The organism is Afipia sp. GW821-FHT04G03, from assembly GCF_059419985.1.
The window spans coordinates 935550-956025 of the sequence record NZ_JBWKSV010000001.1; the positions used below are offsets into that span (position 1 = coordinate 935550).

Consider the following 20476-nt stretch of genomic DNA (forward strand, 5'->3'; position numbering starts at 1 on the left):
TCGGCAACTATTTTCCTGTTACGAAGGAACAGCCGCCATCTGCAAGCGGACGAAACGCATCCTTGCCCGCGATGGTGCCGACCTGTTCTAGGAGATCCCATTCACCCTTGGAATCGGCCGGCTTCTTTGCGCGGAGAATATAGAGATCGCGGATCACGCGACCGTCTTCACGCACCTGACCGTTCGTGGTCATAAAGTCGTTGATCGGAGTCGCTTTCATCTTCGCCATGACAGGTTTCGCCGAATCGGTGCCAGCGGCAGCAACTGCTTTCAAATAGTGCATGACTGCGCCATACGTACTGGCCTGCATCATCGTCGGCGGCTTGCCGTGAATATCTTTGAAGCGCTTGGAGAACTCCCGCGTCTTGTCGTTCTGATCCCAATAGAAAGCTTCAGTAAACGTAAGTCCCTGCGCGGCTTGAAGCCCAAGGCTATGCACGTCGGTCAGTGTCACAAGAAGTCCGACAGTTCGCTGCTTCGTTCCGAATTCAGCAAGCTGCTTCATGCTAGTGATGAGATCCTGACCTGCATTTGCCAGCGCAATCACGTCAGCCTTCGACGCCTGCGCCTGAAGGATGAAGGATGAGAAATCCGAACTGTTCAGGGGAGCGCGCACGGCACCCGCGACCGTCCCACCCGCAGCCTTTACGACGGAAACTGTGCTCGCCTCCAGCGAATGACCAAACGCATAGTCTGCAGTTATGAAATACCAACTCTTGCCATTTTCCTTCATCGTCGCCAGCGCCGTCGCGCGCGGAATGGCGTAGTTGTCATACGTCCAATGAATGCCGTTGGGTGAGCAATTGGCACCGGTTAATGCGGGCGACCCAGCAGCGATGACAACGTTGATACGATCTTTTTCTTTCGTCATTCCCTGCACGGCCAGTGCAACGGCAGAATCCCCAAGCCCAAAGATGGCATCTACTTTGTCCACGTCATACCAGCGACGCGCAATGTTCATGCCGACGTCTACTTTGTGTTGCAGATCGCCTGAAACAAGCTCAATCGGCTTGCCGAGAACCTTGCCCCCAAAATCCTGCACAGCCATTTTGGCGGCAACGATGTCGCCTGTTCCTTGTAGGTCGGCGTACGGGCCCGACAAGGCGTCGAGAACGCCGATCTTGACGAAATCGTCCGAAATTTGAGCGAACGCTGGCGTTGCAAACGATACTGCGATCGCCACACACAAAGACTTGAAGTTTGATTTCTTCATTGTTTCCTCCGGTCCCTTTGTTGACTTATTTTGGTGAATTGGCCGTATTTGCCTTCGGCAAGGCTGGCGCCGACCGCGAAAGCTCTGGATCGCGGTAAACACCAACCAGCGGCAAGGGCAACGCCGGCATTGATTGGGGACCGTTGCTCACAGTACGAGAGAACATTCCTCGCGCCGCAAAATGCGGATCGTTCATTGCCTCCTCCACCGACGCAACAATCGAACAGCACACATCGTGGCCTTCGAACGTTCTCATCCAATCATTGGCATCGCGTTCCGAGATACGAGATGCGATATCCGCAACGGTCGCGATCTGCGGAACGCCAAGGCACAGACAAAAAGCCGACCAAAACTGCGGCTCTAATGGTGCGGCAGCGAGGAAACGACCATCGCGCGTCCGATAGATGTTGTATCGCGGGCTGCCACCGGTGATCAGTTCTGCATTTGGACGTGGAGCATGTCCAAGCGCTCCGTTACCAATGGCCCAGTACAAGAAGGGCAGCACGTTATCGCTCATAGAAATATCGAGATAACGTCCGCGCCCGGTGCGTTCGCGCTCATACAGAGCAAGAAAAATATTCATGATAGCGGGATAAGAGCCCCCGCCAATGTCGGCGAGGGGCAGCGGAGGAAGCGTAGGCGTGCCATTGAGATCAGAGACCAGCGACAGAAGACCTGCCTCGGCTACATAGTTGAGATCGTGGGCTGCGATTTTTGCCTTCGGTCCGTTCTGACCGTAACCCGTGATCGAACAATAAATGACACGGGGATTCTCCCGGACGATGTCCTCATAGCCAAGACTCAACCGCGTCATCACGCCAGGCCGGAACTGTTCAATAAGAATGTCCGCGCCCACGGCGAGTTTGCGCGCTTCCGCATTTTCCACCGGATTCTTCAGATCGAGAGCGATACTGGACTTTCCACGGTTCAAAAGCACGAAATTGGCGCTGTCCGCGCCGAGTTTCGGATCATACGAACGCATGTCATCACCGCGAACGGGACGCTCGATCTTGATGACGTCGGCGCCCCCCTCCGCAAGAAGGAGCGATGCGAATGGACCAGGCAGCAACGTCGAGAAGTCGAGGACTTTCAATCCCGCCAATGGACGTATCGCAGAATTGGAAGATTTATTGGTCATGGCGCACGATCAAACCATCACGAAGCCGCCGTTTACGCCAAGGCTTTGACCCGTGACGTAAGCGGAGCGATCAGATGCCAGGAACAGAACTGCGTCTGCAGCATCTTCTGGATGGGTCAGCCGACCGAGCCCCTCGCCGATTGGATAGTTACGAAGAACCTTGCGCAACGTGTCGTTCGACTCCACGGTCGCGTCCGGACGCTGAAATCCCGCGATCGGGTTTTCGTGCGCCACCGCAGACAACGACACAGTGTTGACGTTGATGCGATGGGGTCCGAGCTCTTTAGCGATGGCTTTCGAAAAGCCAAGAATTGCTGCTTTAGCCCCGGAATACACGGCCATACGCGGTTCTCCGGTTCGCGCGGCATCGGAGATCATACTGATAATTTTTCCGCTACGCCTTTTCACCATGCCTCCTGCGACCGCCGAGACACAGTTCATCACGCCGAAATAATTTAGGTCGACAATCTTCCGCCAATAGTTCGGGGCCATTTCCAGAAATGTGGGCATCCCGATTTCGCCCGTACGACGCTCCGGCACAACACCCGCATTGTTAACCAGAATATCGAGCGGACCGAGCTCCTGCTCGATCCTGCTCACCATACTCTGGACAGCTTCGAGATCAGTAATATCGACAGCGTAGGGTTCGGCTTTGCCACCGGCCTGACGTATTTCGGCACACACAGCTTCCGCCCGCTCGCCGAGAATGTCATTGACTGCGATTTTTGCACCTTCAGCAGCAAGCTTTTTGCAGATTGCACGGCCAACGCCCATGCCTCCACCTGTGACGAGTGCAACCTTCCCGTGAACACCAAGATCCATTGTCATTCCTCAAGCAACTAAGATGTGGACCGAGGTAGCCCCGGCCTCGATTTCGGTAACGCCGCCACCGACCGTGTGTGCAAGACCAACGTGAGCGTTCGGTACCTGACGGTCCCCGGCCTCGCCTCGCAATTGCCAGAACATTTCCGCGATCTGGGCAACGCCGGTCGCACCCAGGGGATGGCCCCGCGCCAACAGACCGCCAGAGGGTGACACAGAGACATCGCCACCAATTTCAAAGCGGCCTTCATCGACAAACCGACCACCTTCTCCCGGCGCGCAGAAACCAAGATCCTCGTAATGAACCAACTCAGCGATGGTGAAGGGATCATGGAGTTCACATAGATCGACGTCGTTGGGACCAATGCCCGCCTGCTCATATGCACGCTTGGCTGCGCGAACTGTCATCTCAGAATTGTCGTCTGCCATGCCGACGCCATTCCGAATCCCAGAAGCCAGCACCGCAGAGCGGATCTCTACGAGCTTCGAAGTGTATCGCCGCGCAACTTTTTCAGACGCAAGAATTACAGCCGATGCGCCATCGGAAACGGGACAGCACGAGAGACGGGTCAACGGCCCTGCGATGACAGGCGATGCAAGAACCTCTTCAACCGTAATTTCATCGCGCCAAGGCGAATAGGGATTGAGAACCCCATTGCGCCGGTTCTTGACCGCAATCTTTGCGAGCTGCGTCGGCGTAGTGCCGTAGCGCTCCATGTGCTTTCGGGCCATCATGCTGAAAACAGCCGGCATCACGCGGCCCATGCTGCTCTCGAGATCATCCGCGACGAGCGGGGTGAACCCGCCCTTCGCAGACGCAAGCTTTTCAGCCCCAATCGCTATCCCGATGTCAGCTTGCCCTGCCTTGATAGCGTTATAAACGCCCCATACAGCGGAGGCGCCGCTGGCGCAGGCGTTCTCGCAATTAACGACCGGCAGGCCTACGATACCGATCTTCAACAGCACCTTTTGGCCAAAGCACTGCCCCTGATAGGCATGTCCTGCGTAGGCAAGCTCAATGTCCGCAGGCGCTACTCCCGACGAAACGATAGCGTCCCATGCCGCTTGTCGTGCGAGTTCGTGCACTTCGATATCCGGATGTGGCTTGAAAGTCGTCATGCCCGCGCCAATGACGTAAACACCACTCATGATGTCGCTCCTTCAAGCGGGCGGAATTTGGGGCCCATCACAACCGTATCGTCGGAATCCCGCTTGATCGGACCGATCACCAACTGGACTCGCATGCCTGAGCGAAGCTGGATGTCCTTCCATTCGGCGAGTTGGGCCGTCAGAATTGGGCCGGCATCGAGCTCGATCACGCCAAGCGCGAACGGCGATTCAAAGCCCGGCATGCCACGCACAACCTGCGTGAAATTGAGGAGCCTGCCCTCGCCCTCGATTTCCGCCCGAACCATCGTACCGGCTTTTTGGGTCACGGGATTCATAGCCTGGACCGGAAAGAACAATTGGCCAGTTTCGCTACAGCGGCTACCGACCAACCGTGGCGGCGAAGAGTCGATAAAGAGCTCCGCGCGAAGATCCCTGATTTTACTCACGATATACTGTATCCGTCGTCGGCAGTGATGATTGCGCCCGTGATGAAGCGGGACGCACTTGATGATGCCAAGAGAAGAAGCGCGCCATCGAGATCGGAGGCCTCCCCGATCCTGCGCTTCGGAAGGCCCGCCACGAGCTTCTGGCCGATCTCGCTGGAAAAAAAATCGACATTCAGCTCGGTAGCGATATATCCGGGGCAAATTGCGTTGACATTGATGCCGTGCCTTGCCCACTCGCGAGCAAGAGATTTTGTCATTTGAACCACCGCGGCTTTCGACATGCCGTAGGCGGTGAGTTGTGGCATTGTCACAAGGCCCGCGATCGATGCAGTATTAACAATGCGTCCTTCGATTTTACTTCGGATCATTCGCGCACCGCATTCCTGCGCTACAAAGAATGCACCTTTAACGTTCGTCGCAAATACCCGATCGAAATCTTCCTCCGTCACATCAATCACACGGGATTGGTGCGCGATTCCGGCGTTGTTAACGAGAACTTCGATTGGACCAAAAGCCGCCTCCGCAGCATCGACCCCCTTCCGGATGGAATCAACGGAGCTCACATCCATTTGAATCGGGATCAAAATTCCACCGACTTGGCTGACTTCATCTGAAAGCGTTTGAAGCAGTTCAACGCGTCGGGCGGCGGCAGCTACACGAGCGCCCTCTGCAGCCAGACGTAATGCGAAATGCCGACCGATACCCGAGGACGCACCGGTCACGAGGACTGCTTTGCCTCTCAGATCTGATTCACTGCTCATACCGCGGTCTCCCGTAATTTCTGACGTAACAGGAATTTTTGTACTTTGCCGGTTACCGTTTTTGGAATCGCACCAAACGTGACGCCTCTTGGCACCTTGAAGTTGGCAAGACGACTGCGGCAATGATTGATAATGTCTTCGCTAGTCGCCGTTGCGTGTTGTCGGAGTTCGATAAACGCCCAAGGCGTTTCGCCCCATTTTGGATCTGGAACGCCAATCACGGCGACATCAATCACCATCGGATGCTCTGAAAGTACGTTCTCAAGCTCGATCGACGAGATGTTCTCGCCGCCCGAGATAATAATATCTTTCGATCGATCCTTCAGTTCGATTGAACCGTCCGGATGCCACACCGCAAGATCACCGGAGTGAAAATATCCCCCTGCGAAAGCTTCTGCCGTAGCTTTGGGATTTTTCAGATAGCCTCGCATAATAACATTGCCGCGAAAGAGAACCTCGCCCATGGCTTTCCCATTGCGCGGCACGGGCTCGAGCGTGGTTGGATCGGCGACAACGACATCGTCCAAGGCAAGGTTTGGTATCCCCTGTCGTGTCTTGAGACGCGCACGTTCGGCAGGAGAAAGATCTGCCCACTCAGGCGCAGATTCTCGAAAAATGGCCGGCCCCCAAACTTCCGTCAGACCATAGCCCTGATCGACGTCGATTCCGATTTCTTCCATTGCCTGAAAATTTGCGGACGTGGGCGGCGCCCCCGCGGTGAGCATACGCAAGCGTCGCGACAATTTCGGCCGTTCTTCCGCGGGAACTTGCGCCATCAGATGTGCTATGATCGGTGCTCCGAATATATCGGTGATGCCATGCTTGGCGATGGCAGCGAAAACGGCCTTACCGCTCGGCTTGCGCAACATAACATTTGTCGCGCCGACTGCCGCCATCGGCCAGAGATAGCACCAACCGTTCGCATGAAAGATCGGAACGACCCAAAGCAGCCGAGGCTGTCCGGTCACATTCCATGAGATCATGTTGCCCAGCGATTCCACATAGGCATTGCGGTGATCGTAAACGACGCCCTTGGGATTCCCGGTGGTCCCGGACGTATAGTTCAGCGAGATCGGCTGCAGTTCGCTTACGGGCTCGGTTGCGCTAAACGCTGGGTCGCCCTCGGCAATCAGCGCCTCATAATCGAGAACGCCGATCCGCTCGCCTCCTTCGGCGCATGTATCGACAATATCGATAATAGTCGGCGGCGACTTGACCCCCGGCAACGCGGCCTTGACCAACGCGCTGTACTCGATGTCAACCAACAGAAACTTGGCTTCATTGTGATTGAGGATGAACGCCAACGCCGCCGGCTCAAGCCGGATATTGATATTGTTGAGAACAGCGCCCGTCATTGGGACGCCAAAGTGCGATTCAAAGATAGCCGGACCGTTCGGAGCAAGCACCGAAACGGTGTCGCCCCGCGCCACGCCACGCGCGATGAGCGACGATGCAAACCGCCGGCATCGCTCGTCAATATCGCGCCACGTCCATGCGTCATCCCCATGAACGAGACCGATCTTGTCGCCGTGATAACGGACGGCCCGATTGAGAAACCGCAGCGGCGTCAGCGGCGTGTTGCTGGCCGGAGACAGCGGCATATCATCGTAGATGCTCACTTCTTTTGCTCCTGCGCGCCGACGAAGGAGCCGGATGAGTGCGATCTAGCCTTGGCTACAACCGCACGCCTCGCCGGAAGATATTCAGGACGGCCATAGGCCTGATAAAGGGCAAGCGATATATCATGGTGATAGTCGAGACCGGAGCGCTCGAGCGGCGCAATGAACCCCTTCCGGTAACCCAGGCCGAGTTGAAGGCAGACGTCGAGATCCTTCGCGTTGACGAGACCATCATCAATGGCCTGAAGAGCGAGATTGAATTGCGGGCGGATTAAGCGATCGACGATACGTCCGGGCCGATCGGCGCACGCACTGACCTGAAAGCCGGCCTCCTCGAACACGGCGCGCACGAGATCGACCGCCTCGGGCGACGTTTGAGGCTGCACAACAAGCTCTATCAGATCGCTCGGATCGTCCGATCCCAGCCGCCAGCGGGAGAATCCGATGACGCTGGACCCCTCTCTTCCACTATCCTCGCCGGTATGAACTCCGAGTCCTTCTTCGCCAACCTCTATGGCAATCGCCGCATAATTCGTATCGTCGCCGCGCAGAGCAGCCTGATTGCCGATCAGCAGGAGCACCGAGCCGCCGCTCGTCCCCGCCTTCAGCAATGCATGAGATTGCGGAAACGACCGACTGCTTCCGTCACTTCGCACTGTGTAAGTCGGCTTCATCGCTCTCCCCACGCTTTCCTTGGTTTGCCTTAATCGCACCGACGACCTGAAACTGGTCAAGCTCCAAAAAGCGCATCACGGCTGTAGTCGTAGAAACCACGTTTGGTTTTCCTGCCTAATACACCCGCAGCAACCATCCGGCGAAGCAGAGGCGGCGGCGACGTCCTAGGATTGTTGGTGACGGAGAAAAACGCCTCGGAAGCGCGCAACTGTGTGTCGAGACCAATGAGATCAATCAACTCGCACGGACCCATCGCGAAGCCCATCGCAGCCTTCATCGCGCGATCGATTTCCGCAGGTTCAGCAACCCCGGCTTCGATCATTCGGATCACGTCGTTGTGGTAGGGAATGCAGAAAAAATTCAGAACGAAACCAGGCCGGTCCTTAGTCTCGATCGGCTGCTGCAGCGTCGCCAACTCGAACGCCCAGGCCCGCTGCCACGCCTCTTCCGACGTGTGAATGCCTTTGGACATCTCGACAAGCTTCATTAGCTGCGCGGGCAGACAATAGTGCGCCCCCACGACGCGATCCTGACGCTTGCAGCCCGCGGCAAGCTCGGTAATCGACAGAGTGGACGTATTGGTGAGGAACAGCGTGTCCTGGCTGCATACGTCATCGAGCTTGCCCAACAGATCGTGCTTCGCCGCGAGATCTTCGTAGATCGCCTCCACGACGACATCGACCGACGACAACGCTTCGACGTCGTCCGAGAACTTCAACTTGCTCAGAATGACCTTGGCCTTGGCCTCATCGAGCTTGCCGCGCGAAACCGACTTGTCGAAGAACTCGGTCATTTGGCGCCGCGCTCGGTCAAGACCGTCTTTTGACACGTCATAGATCGTCGTCTCAAAGCCGGCCCGAGCGATCGTAATGGCGATACCCGCACCCATGGTGCCGGCACCGGCCACGCCTGCTGACGAGAACTGAAAACTCGGCGCCATTCCAACCCCTCATAAATGATTAGTCATTCAATAACTCTCTTCCGGAAGGGTCGTCAAGCATCTTATCAGAGATCGTATCGCAACATTGGATACGACCGTAGCGCCCGAAAATACTGGTATCTGCTAGGAAAAGCTCGTCTCCATTAACGTCGATTGACAAAACTGACCATTCAATTAATAATTCTAGATACCCTTAGCTGTGAGCGCCATGCATCCCTTTGAAAGCCTCCCTCTCCCTCCAGCCGGAGAATCACTCAAACTTCTCGACGGCATTCGCGTTCTGGATCTCACTACATCCGTCGCGGCGCCCTATGCGACAATGATGCTGGGCGATCTTGGCGCCGAGGTTGTCAAGATCGAGCGTGTCGGTGCCGGCGACGATTCCAGGGCTTGGGGTCCTCCGTTTCTGGACAACCAGTCGCTCTGGTTTCTCAGCGTCAACCGAAACAAGGCGAGCGTCACCCTCGACTACGCGACTGAGGAAGGCCTGGAGGTTCTCTACCGGCTCGTTGCGGCGGCGGACGTGGTCGTGCTCAATCTCGTTCCCCGCGTGCAACAGAAGCTCAAGGTGGATTACGAGTCGCTGCGCACTATACGGCCGGACCTGATCTTCGTGTCGCTGACGGGATTCGGGCTGGTCGGCCCGAACGCGAACAAATCGTCTTACGACCTCATCGCCGAAGGCTACAGCGGCGTGATGGACATCACCGGTGAACCCGATTCGCCGCCGCAGAAAATCGGAACACCCGCCGCCGATCTGCTCGCGGGTATGGACGCCGTGATCGCAACTCAGGCGGCGCTGCTCGACCGCGCGCGCACCGGCAAGGGACACTGCATCGACATCTCGATGGTCGAGAGTATGACGCGCTTTCTCACGCCGCGAATCGTTACATATTTGGGCTCGGGAGAGATTCCGCGTCGAACCGGCGCACGCGACAGCGTGATCGCGGTTTACCAAGCTTTCGATACAGCGGATGAGCCCATTACGCTTGGCCTTGGCAATGACGGAATCTGGAAGCGGTTTTGGGATGCGGTCAGCCAACCGGAGGTCGCGAGCGATCCCCGCTTCTCCACCAATGCAAAGCGACACGCTCACCGGCCCGAAATCACGGGAAAGATCCAGGAAATTCTCCGAAGCAAACCTCGGAACGAATGGCTGGCTATCCTCGATACCGCCAAGATTCCCGCAGGTCCGATCAACCGGGTCGACCAGATTGCCGCCGACCAGTCGCTCATCGATCGGGGCATGTTCTATCAGCTCGAACGCAATGGCACGCGCGTACCTCAGGTCGGCCTCGGTATTCAGTTCGACGGCGTCGCAAATCCGCCGCGATGTCCGCCGCCCGATCTCGGCCAACACACGGATGAAGTCCTCGAACGCTGGGCAAGTCTCGGCACAGACGAGATCAGGCAATTGCGCGCCGCAGGAGTGGTATAATCGATGAACATTCTGGACAGGATCAAAAGCCAAATCAAGCTGAGCGAAGACGAGGCAATGCTGCTGGAAAGCGTGCGTGCGGTCGCTCGCGACGTCATCGCTCCGAATGCGATGCGCTTTGATGAAACCGGCGAGTTTCCCTGGGAGAACATCAAGGCTCTCAATGACCTCGGCCTCAATGCGATGTTCGTGCCCGAGGCCTTTGGCGGCGCGCCTATGTCGTATACCGCTTATCTTGCCTGCGTCGGCGAAATAACGCGCGCCTGCGCATCGACCGGCATTATCTGGGCGACCAATTTTCACGCTATGAAGCCGCTGGTCGACTTCGGCAACGATGAGCAAAAAGCTCGCCTGCTGCCGCGCATCGCGCAAGGAGGTCTGGCCTCCCTGGCTATCACGGAACAGGGTGCGGGCTCAGACGCGACCGGGATGAAAACCCGGTTTCGGCCAGACGGCGACCACATCGTCGTGGACGGATCCAAGACCTTTATAACCAACGGTGACGTGGCCGATCTTTATTTGCTGTTCGGCAAATGGAGCGAAATCAACAGCCCCAAGGATGCGATCTCGGTTCTTATTTTCGAAAAAGGAACGCCCGGATTTTCAGTTCTCGGCACCGAAAAGAAAATGGGCCATCGCGCGTCCAGCACCGCGGCCATTTCCTTCGATGGCTGTCGAGTTCCGCGCGCTAATCTGATCGGGAAGCCGGGAGACGGGCTAAGAATTCTTTTCGCATCCCTGAATAAATCACGCCCGAGCGTCGCGGCCCACGCCCTCGGGATTGCCCAATCCGCATTCAGCCGAACAGTCGCCTACATCAACGACCGCAAGCAATCCGGCCGGGCGATTATCGAAAACCAGGGCGTTCAGTTCATGGTGGCCGACATGGCAACCGAACTTGCACTTTGCGAAAGCTGGCTTTGGCATGTGGGCGGAATGGTTGACGCCGGCGCGACCGATTTCGGCATCGAGTCGTCGATGCTGAAAATGAAAGCCTCCAACGTCGCGATGAAGGTCACCGAGGATGCCGTCCAGTTGCATGGCGGATACGGCTATTGCCGTGACTATGAAGTCGAGCGGCTGATGCGTGATGCCAAGATCACGCAGATTTGGGAAGGAGCCAACCAGATCCATCAACAACTGATAGGTCGCTCGTTTATCGATCGCTCGAAAGGCCGCTGATGTTCAACATTCTCGAAGACGGCCGACGCGTCGTTCTCACGCTCGACCGTGCGCCGGTCAACGCCATCAATGACGAATGGCTGGCAAAATTTCACGCGTTGCTCGACCGGCTTTCCGGGCGCAAGGACATTGTAGTCCTCCATATCCGCTCGAATCAGAAAGTGTTCAGCGCTGGCATGGATCTGGAACATATCCGCACGCTGTTTGAACTGCCTGACGGCGCAAATGCGATGGTGCGGGACGTCACCGAGTTTCAGCGGCTGTTCGCGCGAATCGAAGTGATGCCGTTTGTGGTGCTTGCCGAAATCGGCGGTGCGGCTCTCGGTGGCGGCCTGGAACTTGCTCTCGCTTGCGATCTTCGCATTGCGTCCTATCGCGCAAAAATCGGGCTCCCCGAAGCAAAGCTGGGACTTATCCCGGGCGCTGGAGGAACTCAACGACTGACCCGATTGATCGGTCGCGGGGCCGCATCGCGCCTGATTTTGTCCGGAGATGTCGTCGATGGCGCAGTTGCTGAACGCCTCGGAATCGTCCAGTGGGCATTTGAATCCGAAGCACTCACCGAGCAGGCCGACCTGATCGCTCGCAGGATCGCATCCCTCTCCCCAGATGCCATTCGCAAAGCGAAATCATTGATCGCCGCGGCAGGCGACCCGTCGCGTGACGGCTACGCGGAAGAACGCGAAGCCGATCGCATCCTGTTCAACACGCCCGAAGCCCGCACACGTATCGGCCAGTTTTTGGCTGGCACACGATAAAAGGAATGCAAGGATGAAGTATACCGACATTCGCTACGAAGTTGCCGACCAGATTGCGACCATCACGATCGATCGCGAACAGCGCCTGAACGCGTTCCGCGGACAAACAATCGAGGAGTTGCTGCACGCCTTCAAGGCCGCCTGGGCCGACAAGAATGTCGGCGTGGTCATTTTCACCGGCGCTGGAAAGAAGGCATTCTGTGTCGGGGGTGATCAGAAGGAGTTTATTGAAACTGGAAGCTACGGCGTGAGCGAAAATGGACGCTGGGAGATCGAAGACCTGCACGTTCTCATTCGCCAGATTCCAAAGCCCGTTATCGCCGCTGTAAATGGCTTTGCAATCGGCGGTGGCAACGTCCTCGCCGCTGTCTGCGACATAGCTATCGCAGCCGATCACGCGAAGTTCGGACAGGTTGGACCGCGTGTCGGCTCTTTTGATGCTGGCTGGGGCACTCATTTAGCGAATTTGATCGGCGAACGCCGCGCACGAGAAATGTGGTTTTTCTGCCGCCAGTACGACGCGACCGAGGTCGAACGCTGGGGACTTGTTAACAAAGTCGTCCCCTACGAGAAGCTAATGGACGAAGCCACTGCATGGGCGAAGGAAGCCGTTGCGTTGAGCCCCACAGCACTAAACTTCCTGAAGTGCGCGTTCAATCTGAACACGGGCGGTCTGCCTGCTCAATCGCTGTTTGCGGACGCCGGACTTCAGCTCTATCTCGAATCGGACGAGTGCAAGGAAGGACGCGTTGCCTTTGCAGAAAAGCGCCTGCCGAACTTCCGCGGTCGGCGATAGTCTAGTCACAGCAAAAAAATGCCGGCACTGGGCTCAATCGGACGCCCGTGCTGGCATTTCTCTCATCTCGTTAACGCTCGATTTGTTTGTAGCGAATTGCAGAGCCAACGAAGTGAATATCTCTCGCCACACGATGATGGTCTTGTGAGAAACCAGTAATTGAATGTATATTCAATTTTATTGTGCTCTTGAGCGAGTCGCGCCGGGAGTGGGCGGAGTAGTAGCCGCATTTACACCGATCGAAAAGAGTAAGCAGCGTCACGCTGAACATATGAGACTATAGGACACCCTATGAGCCGAGCGGCTGAAAGACTATCGCCCGCAAGTCGGCGGGCTAAACTCCCACCGACACCCAAAAGGCACCGCAAAACCGAACTGAGGCGACAACAGATTTTCTCTGGAGCGCTTGAATGCTTTGAGCGAAAAGGCTTCCACGAGACGTCCGTTACAGACATCGCGGAAGCCGCCGGGATCAGCTCAGGATTAATCTACCAATATTTTAAGGATAAGCGGGATTTACTTTTCCAGGTCATTCTCGAAATCCTGGAGGCATATAATCGAGACGTGCCAAACGCACTTGTAGGCGTCAAAGATCCCATAGCACGTTTTCAATCGGCTTCTTTGGCTTACTACAAAGTCATCAATCAAAGAGTGTCAGCGACACTGTTTTCCTATCGCGAAAGTGCGTCTCTTGATCGAGATCAGATCAAGATTCTGAAGACAAAAGAACTGCAGACAAACCAGCTTATCGTCGACTGCATCGAGGAGTGTATCAAAGCCGGCTATTTTGCGACGGCAAACGCTGAGCTTGCCGCTTACTGGATTATTACTACGGCACATGCCTGGGGCTTAAAAAACTGGCGGCTCCGCAAGGTCATCTCGTTCGATGAGTACGCGCGCGCTTCCTTGCGTTTGATCACCGATGGAATGCTAACTGATCAGGGGCGACTACATCTTAAAAAGAGTGACCTACTGGACGGCCGACCTATCTGACTTTTTACGACTTCGATCTTACAGCGCCGACCACATATCACGAAAAATAGCGAACACTACATTCGATAACAACAACTCTTAGGCTTTGATGCTTCTCGCTCAATCTTCTAATTCTCGATGGTTGAATGCTAGTTTTGCTCTGTCAACACTTCAGCAACAATCCCAGAACTCTATACAAGCGCGTTCGGTGCAGACGTTGCATAGGGTGCGAAATGGGACCGCGATTCATCGATGTTAAGCGCACGCCCAATCGGGGGAAACGCGCGTTGCGGACAGTCGAGTCGCTCGCAAACCTTGCAGCCCATCCCAATCGGCGTTGCCACCGCTGGATCCACGCTTAAGCCTTGCGAATAGACGATACGTTCGGCATGACGGACGTCACAACCGAGCGCCACAGCAAATGTCTTCGCTGGCGCACCGTAACCGCCCTGCCCGTGCGCTACGGTCCGTGCGATCCAGAGGTAGGTCCGCTCGTCTGGCATTCGCGCCAACTGTGTCAGAACGCGGCCCGGATTCGCAAACGCTTCATAGACATTCCAAAGCGGACAAGTTCCCCCCACGCGGGAGAAATGAAAATCCGTGGCTGACTGCCGCTTGGAGATATTCCCAGCGCGATCAACTCGAATGAAAAAGAACGGTATCCCGCGCGCATTAGGCCGCTGCAATGCGCTTAACCGATGACAAATGGTTTCAAAGCCGACGCCGAACCGATGCCCAAGCAGTTCGATATCATAACGCCATCGCTCAGCTTCGCTCAGAAAAACCTTGTAGGGCAGAACCATCGCGCCAGCAAAATAGTTGGCGAGACCAATACGAGCCAGTCCCCTCGCTTCATCATTGGTGAACTTAGCCTTGTCTACGATTGAGCGAAGCTCGCCGTCGAACTCAAGAATCGCGATTTGCGTTGCGAACTGGAATGCCTGCTGACCCGGCCGCAGTCGCCGCGAGAGATGCATGACTTTTGCCCTGGCATCGAATTTCCGTTGCGTACCGGACGGCAATTCCTCGAACGTATCGAATACCGCTTTGACGCCGTGCCGACGATCGAGATACGCGGCAAGTTCCGGCGCCATCTGCCCGATGGGAAACTTCATCCGAACAGCGATGGCTTCTGCAGCCTCATCCAGTTCCGGTATATGGTTGTTGTGCGCGTAGAAAAAGTCGCGCACTTCTTCGAATGGCGTTGACGGCAAAATAGCGGACGCTGCCTGGCGATCTTCACCAAGCCGCGCGGACAGGGCTGCGGTCTGTTCGGTCGCCTGACGGTATTTACGGTTCAGCGTGACAAGCGCGCGTCCCACGGCTGGCATGTTCAGCGCCAGTTCGCGCAGATCGGCGGTCGCAATGGTCTCGCCCAGCGCCGGATCCGCCAGCGCTTCGCGTAGATCGGCGATAAGCCGCGCCTCGTCGTCGTCTGAAAACGACTGCACGTCGAGGCCAAAGGTGGAGTTCAGCGCGAGCAGCACTGGCAGCGTCAGCGGTCGCTGATTATTTTCCAACTGGTTGAGATAGCTCAGCGAAATGCCGAGCTTGGTCGCGAGCGCCGCTTGAGTCAGCCGCCGCTCCTCGCGAAGCCGCTTCAGCCGCACACCCATGAAGGTCTTTTTCATCGGACAGCCTCACTTTACAGACTTTGCAAACTTGGCGGAAAACCTTCGCAAAAATTCGCTATATCAGGCATTTCCAGGCACACTATCATGCAGATATTGCGAAGTTCTGACGGAATAACAAGCCGCCCGGAGCGATCCCGATGCAATTATCCGCCAACCCTGCAGAGCAGGCCCGTGAGACCCGCTTCGTGGAAGTGGTCTTTCCGGGTCTGTCCAACCATTACGGCCCCCTGTTCGGCGGCGACGCACTGAAACGGATGGGCAAGGCGGCGTTCGTCGCAACCACGCTGCCATGCACGCTGCAATGTGGTGATGGCGACATCCGACAAGACGAATTCCACAAACCCATCCCGGGCGGCGAAATGGTCGAGATCGTCGAGCGCGAGGGTCGATGACGGTGTCGGTCGAGATGATCCGCGAAAATCTTGTCAGTGGACAGCGCGACATCGTCACCCGCGGAAATTTCGAGATGGTCGCCGTCAACGAGTCGGTCGCCATCGCACAGAACACGCCGCTCAATCTGAAACATCAGCTGACCTGAAACTGGAAAGACAATCGTGAAGCAGCATACCGTCCGTACCTACAAATCCGCCGAACCTCTGGCCCGCGCCGACCAGCTCGCCTGGAAAATCGCGGAGGTCGCATCCGATCCCGCGACGGTAGACAACGACGTCGTGGAGATGATCGGCAATCGCATCATCGACAATGCGGCAGTCGCTGCCGCGTCCGTCGCGCGGCGTCCGGTCGCCAGTGCGCGGGCACAGGCCAAGGCGCATCCATACCAGCCCGGCGCAACCGTGTTCGGCTTGAACAGGAACCAGTGCATTTCGCCAGAATGGGCCGCATGGGCCAATGGCGTCGCGGTGCGTGAACTCGATTTCCACGACACATTCCTCGCCGCCGATTACTCGCATCCCGGCGACAACATTCCGCCGATCCTCGCTGTCGCGCAGCATTGCGGATTGTCCGGCGCCGATCTGGTGCGCGGTCTCGCAACCGGCTACGAGATTCAAGTGGACCTCGTGAAAGGCATCTGCCTGCACGAGCACAAGATCGACCACATCGCGCATCTCGGCCCGTCCGCCGCCGCCGGCATCGGCACGCTGCTCAATCTCCCCACCGAGACGATCTATCAGGCGGTGCAGCAGGCGCTGCATGTGACCACAACGACGCGCCAGTCGCGCAAAGGCGAGATTTCAAGCTGGAAGGCTTATGCGCCCGCCTTCGCGGGCAAGATGGCGATCGAGGCCGTCGACCGTGTGCTGCGCGGCGAAGGTGCGCCATCACCCGCCTGGGAAGGCGAAGACGGCTTCATCGCCTATCTGCTGAGCGGGCCGAAGGCACAGTACGCCGTGCCGCTGCCAGAAAAGGGGGAACGCAAGCGCGCGATCCTCGACACCTATACCAAGGAACACTCCGCCGAATATCAGAGCCAGGCGCTGATCGACCTCGCACGGCGCATGGGTCCGAAGATCGGCGACCTGTCGAAGGTGGAGAGCATAGTCATCCACACCAGCCATCATACCCATTATGTGATCGGCACCGGCGCCAACGACCCGCAGAAGATGGACCCGAAGGCAAGCCGTGAAACGCTCGATCACTCCATTATGTACATCTTCGCCGTCGCACTCGAAGAGGGCGGCTGGCATCACGAGAAATCCTACGCGCCGGAGCGGGCCAGCCGCGAACAGACCGTCGCACTCTGGCACAAGATTTCCACGGTGGAAGATCCGGAATGGACGCGCCGTTATCACAGCCAAGATCCGAAGGAAAAGGCGTTCGGCGGGCGCGTCGTCGTCACGCTCAAAGGCGGTTCGGTCGTCAGTGACGAACTCGCCGTTGCCGACGCGCATCCGCTCGGCGCGCGGCCGTTCAAGCGGACGGATTATATCAAGAAATTTCGCACGCTCTCTGAAGGCGTGATCGTGCCGTCCGAACAGGACCGGTTCATCGCCTCGGTGGAACATCTGACCGCGCTGAAGGCGGGTGAACTGACCGACCTCACTTTCACCGTCGACGCCAAGCTGCTCGGCAGCCGCTCGGCCCACGGCATCTTCGATTGGCAACACGACGCACCGCTTAAGCGCGCCACCACCCGGTAAGGAGGTCATGCGATGGATGTAAAGTCCGCTCCCAAGAAATCGGTTGCGCTGTCCGGCGTTGTGGCCGGCAACACCGCACTCTGCACGGTGGGCCGCACCGGCAACGACCTGCACTATCGCGGCTACGATATTCTCGATGTCGCGGAGACCTGCGAGTTCGAAGAAATCGCCCACCTCCTCGTGCATGGCAGCCTGCCGACCGTATCGGAACTGCGCAACTACAAGGCCAAGCTGAAGTCCCTACGCGGCCTTCCAGTGGCAGTGCTGCGCAGTCTCGAACTGCTGCCCGCCGCGGCGCATCCAATGGATGTGATGCGAACCGGCGTCTCCGCGCTGGGCTGTATCCTGCCGGAGGTGCACGATCACGGCCAACCCGGCGCGCGCGACATCGCCGATCGGCTGATGGCCTCGCTCGGGTCGATGCTGCTGTACTGGCATCACTACGCCCATCACGGCCGGCGCATCGAGGTCGAGACCGATGACGAGTCGATTGGAGCGCACTTTCTGCACCTGCTGCACGGCAGAAAGCCCTCGGCGTCGCATGAGCGCGCGATGCATACGTCACTCATTCTCTACGCCGAACACGAGTTCAACGCCTCGACCTTCACTGCGCGGTCCATCGCAGGAACCGGCTCGGATATGTATTCGGCGATCACCGGCGCCATCGGCGCCCTGCGCGGACCCAAGCACGGCGGCGCCAACGAAGTCGCCCTCGAAATTCAGAAGCGATACAGCAGCGCCGATCAGGCAGAAGCGGACATCCGCCGCCGCGTGGAGGCCAAGGAGGTCGTGATCGGTTTCGGGCATCCGGTCTATACGATTGCCGATCCGCGCAACAAGATCATCAAGGAGGTCGCGCGCCGCCTCGGCGCCGAGACCGGCAACCTGAAAATGTTCGACATAGCCGACCGTATCGAGGCCGTGATGGCCGAGACGAAGAAGATGTTTGCCAATCTCGACTGGTTCAGTGCGGTGTCTTATCACGCCATGGGGGTGCCGACCGCGATGTTCACGCCACTGTTCGTCATCTCGCGCGCCTCCGGTTGGGCCGCGCACGTGATCGAACAACGGATCGACAACAAGATCATTCGGCCTTCTGCGAACTACGTTGGTCCGGAAAACCTGACATTCGTGTCGCTCGACGAACGGGGTAAAGCCCCCTCTTCGATCCGCGCAGCCTGACGGAGCTGATATGCCTTATCTGGTTGCCTCTGATCTTCCCGCCGAGAGCGCGGGACGCCGCTTCCGCGCCCTCCTTCAGCGTCCCAGTATTCTCTGTCTTCCGGGTACGCATAACGGCATGGCTGCACTTCAGGCCAAAGCCGCGGGCTTCGAAGCGCTGTATCTTTCTGGCGCTGCTATGACGGCGTCAATGGGCCTGCCGGACCTCGGCGTGATTACGGTGGATGAAGTCGCGTTCTTCGTACGTCAGATTATCCGCGCAGCGGGGCTGCCGCTACTAGTAGATGGTGACACCGGCTACGGCGAGGCGCTTAACGTCATGCACATGGTCCGCACGTTCGAGGATGCAGGCGCGGGCGCGGTGCACCTTGAAGACCAGTTGCTGCCGAAGAAATGCGGCCACCTCAACGACAAGAAACTAGCGGACGCGCACGACATGGCCGCCAAGGTCGCAGCCGCTGCGAAGGCACGCCGCGATCTCGTCGTGATCGCGCGCACCGACGCCGCCGCACGCGAAGGGCTGGACGGCGCGGTCGCCCGCGCGAAGCTCTATATGGAAGCCGGCGCCGACGCGATTTTCCCGGAAGCGCTGAACACCGAGGAGATGTTCCGCGCCTTCGCGAAGCGAATGCCCGGTGTGCCATTGCTGGCGAACATGACCGAATTCGGAAAAACACCGTTCTTCACGGCGCAGGAATTCCAGGGCATGGGCTATCGCATGGTGATCTGGCCGGTATCCTCGCTGCGCGTCGCCAATAAGGCGCAGGACTTGCTATATAAGGCTATCGCCCGCGACGGCGGCACCCACAAGGCTGTGGACGCGATGCAGACCCGCGCCGAACTCTACGACATGATCGGGCTTCACAACTATGAAGCGCTAGACCAATCCATCATCCAGACCATCATTCCCGAAGGCATGCCTCAGCGGTGAGTGAAGATAGGGCACAATCCCTCATCCAATCACTACTGCGCCTCTGTACTAAGTCTTGCCTAGCTCTTTCATTCAAAAACGGTTCCATAAACCGTCATTATGCGAAAAATTGGCAGCGTGAACTTCTACGTTTGTGACGCGATTAGGGGCAATCTGCCTATTGAGACCTGACCGATGACGCGCGCTTCATGCCAATGCCGCCTCAAAGCGTCCGGCGGCCAAATAAGTCGTGCAGCTTCGGACTCCTTCTTCGGATCATTTTGTGATCCGGACTGGCTGATAAGAGCCACTAGATTGCTGCGTTTCCGCTCGACTTCGCCAGCACATGGAGCGTCACTGTCCCCGTAAATCGGAGACAAATGATGGACCGCAAAATCACAGAACAAGCAATTGGTCTGATCCTTACTGAGATCGGTGTTCGCCTTGGCGAGGCGGCACGGATTGCCAAGGCCGCCGAAGCCTGCGCGCTGGCCGGCAGCGTCAGTGAAGGCGTCAGAGTCTCGATGGATCTCGAACAGATATTCTATGAGACCGGTCGTCTGCAGGATGCGGCCTCGCTACTGAACCGGTTATCCAGCGACTAACAATCTCTCCGACCGAAAGGTTCTCGGCCCGTCTGCGAACGACGGGCTTGCGGCAGTGGCGGCACAGGATGCTGTCGTTTCCCACGGAGAACCGAAATGCCCATCAGCACTCGAAAGCCGCCTCGCAAGACCGCGCGTAAATCTAAACCGACAGCAAAGCGATCGACGAAACCGGC

21 protein-coding genes are annotated in these 20476 nt (G+C 57.4%); 11 read left to right on the forward strand and 10 right to left on the reverse strand.

Annotation, left to right across the window (positions count from 1 at the left end; all coding sequences use genetic code 11):
- Positions 1-7 precede the first annotated feature (7 nt).
- From AC07UB_RS04575 to AC07UB_RS04615, 9 genes are all read right to left on the reverse strand, one after another.
- Positions 8-1213: an ABC transporter substrate-binding protein gene (locus AC07UB_RS04575; RefSeq protein WP_494652015.1), complete on the reverse strand. Its 1206-nt coding sequence runs from the start codon at positions 1211-1213 to the stop codon at positions 8-10.
- A gap of 25 nt (positions 1214-1238) precedes the next feature.
- Entirely contained in the window at positions 1239-2351 is a 1113-nt protein-coding gene (locus tag AC07UB_RS04580; RefSeq protein ID WP_494652013.1) for a CaiB/BaiF CoA transferase family protein, read from the reverse strand.
- A 9-nt stretch (positions 2352-2360) separates the two neighbouring features.
- Positions 2361-3173 carry an SDR family NAD(P)-dependent oxidoreductase gene (locus AC07UB_RS04585; protein ID WP_494652012.1) on the reverse strand — a complete coding sequence of 271 codons (813 nt, stop codon included), beginning with the start codon at positions 3171-3173 and terminating at the stop codon, positions 2361-2363.
- Between the two features lie 9 nt (positions 3174-3182).
- Positions 3183-4322: a thiolase family protein gene (locus AC07UB_RS04590; RefSeq protein WP_494652010.1), complete on the reverse strand. Its 1140-nt coding sequence runs from the start codon at positions 4320-4322 to the stop codon at positions 3183-3185.
- Positions 4319-4609 carry a Zn-ribbon domain-containing OB-fold protein gene (locus tag AC07UB_RS04595; protein WP_494652008.1) on the reverse strand — a complete coding sequence of 97 codons (291 nt, stop codon included), beginning with the start codon at positions 4607-4609 and terminating at the stop codon, positions 4319-4321. Before AC07UB_RS04595 ends, AC07UB_RS04590 begins: the two co-directional genes overlap by 4 nt.
- A 116-nt stretch (positions 4610-4725) precedes the next feature.
- The gene (locus tag AC07UB_RS04600) at positions 4726-5490 is read right to left on the reverse strand and encodes a glucose 1-dehydrogenase (protein ID WP_494652006.1); all 765 of its coding nucleotides are present in this window, start codon (positions 5488-5490) and stop codon (positions 4726-4728) included.
- Positions 5487-7091: an AMP-binding protein gene (locus AC07UB_RS04605; RefSeq protein ID WP_494652683.1), complete on the reverse strand. Its 1605-nt coding sequence runs from the start codon at positions 7089-7091 to the stop codon at positions 5487-5489. The genes AC07UB_RS04600 and AC07UB_RS04605 overlap by 4 nt, the downstream gene beginning before the upstream one ends.
- 14 nt (positions 7092-7105) lie before the next feature.
- Entirely contained in the window at positions 7106-7783 is a 678-nt protein-coding gene (locus AC07UB_RS04610) for a 3-hydroxyacyl-CoA dehydrogenase family protein (protein WP_494652005.1), read from the reverse strand.
- A gap of 56 nt (positions 7784-7839) precedes the next feature.
- Positions 7840-8724, reverse strand: a complete 885-nt coding sequence (locus tag AC07UB_RS04615; protein ID WP_494652003.1) for a 3-hydroxyacyl-CoA dehydrogenase family protein — start codon at positions 8722-8724, stop codon at positions 7840-7842.
- Positions 8725-8932: 208 nt separating this feature from the next.
- On the opposite strand from AC07UB_RS04615, the gene AC07UB_RS04620 reads away from it, so the two are divergent.
- The 5 genes from AC07UB_RS04620 to AC07UB_RS04640 all read left to right on the forward strand — a co-directional run bounded on the left by AC07UB_RS04620 (position 8933) and on the right by AC07UB_RS04640 (position 13891).
- Positions 8933-10162, forward strand: coding sequence for a CaiB/BaiF CoA transferase family protein (locus tag AC07UB_RS04620; protein WP_494652002.1), 1230 nt, complete (start codon positions 8933-8935; stop codon positions 10160-10162).
- A gap of 3 nt (positions 10163-10165) precedes the next feature.
- Positions 10166-11344 (forward strand): acyl-CoA dehydrogenase family protein, encoded by a 1179-nt coding sequence (locus tag AC07UB_RS04625; protein ID WP_494652000.1) that lies wholly within the window; start codon positions 10166-10168, stop codon positions 11342-11344.
- Positions 11344-12102 carry an enoyl-CoA hydratase/isomerase family protein gene (locus tag AC07UB_RS04630; protein ID WP_494651999.1) on the forward strand — a complete coding sequence of 253 codons (759 nt, stop codon included), beginning with the start codon at positions 11344-11346 and terminating at the stop codon, positions 12100-12102. Before AC07UB_RS04625 ends, AC07UB_RS04630 begins: the two co-directional genes overlap by 1 nt.
- Positions 12005-12898 (forward strand): enoyl-CoA hydratase-related protein, encoded by an 894-nt coding sequence (locus AC07UB_RS04635; RefSeq protein WP_494651997.1) that lies wholly within the window; start codon positions 12005-12007, stop codon positions 12896-12898. The genes AC07UB_RS04630 and AC07UB_RS04635 overlap by 98 nt, the downstream gene beginning before the upstream one ends.
- Positions 12899-13189: 291 nt before the next feature.
- Entirely contained in the window at positions 13190-13891 is a 702-nt protein-coding gene (locus tag AC07UB_RS04640; RefSeq protein ID WP_494651996.1) for a TetR/AcrR family transcriptional regulator, read from the forward strand.
- Between the two features lie 170 nt (positions 13892-14061).
- Here the strand turns inward: AC07UB_RS04640 and AC07UB_RS04645 are convergent, their stop codons facing one another.
- Positions 14062-15501, reverse strand: coding sequence for a short-chain fatty acyl-CoA regulator family protein (locus AC07UB_RS04645; protein ID WP_494651994.1), 1440 nt, complete (start codon positions 15499-15501; stop codon positions 14062-14064).
- 140 nt (positions 15502-15641) lie between these two features.
- On the opposite strand from AC07UB_RS04645, the gene AC07UB_RS04650 reads away from it, so the two are divergent.
- The 6 genes from AC07UB_RS04650 (at position 15642) to AC07UB_RS04675 (ending at position 20300) form a co-directional block, all read left to right on the forward strand.
- A complete protein-coding gene (locus tag AC07UB_RS04650) occupies positions 15642-15896 on the forward strand; it encodes a hypothetical protein (RefSeq protein WP_494651992.1) in 255 nt (84 codons plus the stop codon).
- Positions 15893-16042 carry a hypothetical protein gene (locus tag AC07UB_RS04655; protein ID WP_494651990.1) on the forward strand — a complete coding sequence of 50 codons (150 nt, stop codon included), beginning with the start codon at positions 15893-15895 and terminating at the stop codon, positions 16040-16042. The genes AC07UB_RS04650 and AC07UB_RS04655 overlap by 4 nt, the downstream gene beginning before the upstream one ends.
- Before the next feature lie 16 nt (positions 16043-16058).
- Entirely contained in the window at positions 16059-17603 is a 1545-nt protein-coding gene (locus AC07UB_RS04660) for an MmgE/PrpD family protein (RefSeq protein ID WP_494651989.1), read from the forward strand.
- A gap of 12 nt (positions 17604-17615) precedes the next feature.
- Positions 17616-18785 carry a bifunctional 2-methylcitrate synthase/citrate synthase gene (prpC, locus tag AC07UB_RS04665; RefSeq protein WP_494651988.1) on the forward strand — a complete coding sequence of 390 codons (1170 nt, stop codon included), beginning with the start codon at positions 17616-17618 and terminating at the stop codon, positions 18783-18785.
- Between the two features lie 10 nt (positions 18786-18795).
- Entirely contained in the window at positions 18796-19716 is a 921-nt protein-coding gene (gene prpB, locus AC07UB_RS04670) for a methylisocitrate lyase (protein ID WP_494651987.1), read from the forward strand.
- Between the two features lie 362 nt (positions 19717-20078).
- Complete coding sequence (locus AC07UB_RS04675) at positions 20079-20300, forward strand: hypothetical protein (RefSeq protein ID WP_494652681.1); 222 nt, start codon at positions 20079-20081, stop codon at positions 20298-20300.
- Positions 20301-20476: the final 176 nt, after the last annotated feature.